Consider the following 489-nt stretch of genomic DNA (forward strand, 5'->3'; position numbering starts at 1 on the left):
GTGCAGGGACACGAAATCGGATGCCGCGAGCACACCTTCCAGAGTCTGCATCTGCACCGCGCTCATGGCGCGCGTCTCCTCATCATCGACCGGCGAGCGATTGAAGAACACGATCTTCATGCCGAAGCCGAAATGCGCGCGCCTGGCCGTCGCCTTGCCGATGCGCCCCATGCCGACAATACCCAAGGTCTTGCCCGACACCTTCGCGCCGGCCATGTGGGTCGGTGACCAGCCGCGCCACTCTCCGGCCCGCAGCTGCCGTTCGCCTTCACCGGTCCGGCGCGCGACAGCCAACATCAGGCTAAGCGCGAGGTCGGCGGTGCAATCGGTCAGCACGCCAGGCGTGTTGGTCACCACGATGTCGCGGTCGCGGGCCGCCGCGACATCGATATGGCTGAAGCCGACGCCGAAATTGGCGATGATGCGGGTGCGGGCGTCGCCGTCGGGAAACACGGCGGAAGGCAAGCGGTCGCTGACCGTTGCCAGGAT

At 66.5% G+C, this 489-nt stretch carries 1 protein-coding gene; it reads right to left on the reverse strand.

Annotation, left to right across the window (positions count from 1 at the left end; translation table 11 throughout):
• Positions 1–489: NAD(P)-dependent oxidoreductase (locus tag EOA33_RS38255; protein ID WP_281033615.1), on the reverse strand; the 489-nt coding region annotated here is incomplete at both ends.

Source organism: Mesorhizobium sp. M4A.F.Ca.ET.050.02.1.1 (genome assembly GCF_003997725.1).
Classification (GTDB): domain Bacteria; phylum Pseudomonadota; class Alphaproteobacteria; order Rhizobiales; family Rhizobiaceae; genus Mesorhizobium.